Annotated in this window: 1 protein-coding gene and 1 pseudogene; both read right to left on the bottom strand. The window is 42.9% G+C overall.

Translation table 11 applies throughout. The annotated features are described in order from the left end of the window. Positions 1–173 (bottom strand): annotated as a pseudogene (locus tag GMD6S_RS09725) (N-acetylmannosamine-6-phosphate 2-epimerase); the annotation flags it as partial. Between the two features lie 232 nt (positions 174–405). Next, positions 406–798: SIALI-17 repeat-containing surface protein (locus GMD6S_RS09730; protein ID WP_000324122.1), on the bottom strand; the 393-nt coding region annotated here is incomplete at its 5' end.

A 798-nucleotide genomic window follows, 5' to 3' on the forward strand; every position in this document is an offset into this window, starting at 1 on the left:
CGAACACTGTTTGCTCGGATACCGACTGCTCCACCTTGCTCAGCCGCTTTGACTAGCAAGGGAATGACTCCTCCCGCTTCTGTATAAAGCGGTTCGTGAGGAAGTGCCTGGCAAGAGACAATGATTCCATCTTTGATTTGTTCAATCAAGGCTTCTTTGCTGATCTGTGGCATCCTCTTTCCTCCCTTTCTTGTTCTTATGGGCTTATTATATATCATTTGTTAAGCGCTTTCAATAGCTTGTAGTAGAATAGATTTCAGTTTCAAAACTATTTTATAGAACAGACTATCCTGAAAGTAGTTTCAGACTTCTTATGATTTCGAAGCAAGCTGAATTTAATAAAGAAAGATAGCAGGCTGAAAAACCTGCTATCTCTTCTGAGACTTATTCAAATACTTTTGCTTATTATTCTTTTCTCTTCTTGCCAAATGCAAACAAGGATAAAAGAACACCTGCAAGACCAAGGGAAATCAGTGAGTTTGTTTCCTTACTTCCCGTATTCGGAAGTTCATCTTGTTTAGCTGCTGGCGCTTGATAGGTCACATCTTGGCCTAGAGACAGTTTGTTGTCTGCTGCCGCCAATACTAAATTGGTGTCTCCCTTATACTCTGGAAGTTCATGGACTGCCGCCTCAGCACCATTGACGCCACCTATGTACTCTGGTAGATCATTTGAAGCTGCCAAGACAAAGTTAGCACCTCCTCTATATTCCGGAAGCTCGTTTGAGGCTGCTAGAACTGCATTGACACCACCCTTGAACTCTGGAAGTTCATGGACTGCTGCCTCAACAGCGTTGAC

Source organism: Streptococcus sp. GMD6S (genome assembly GCF_000297015.1).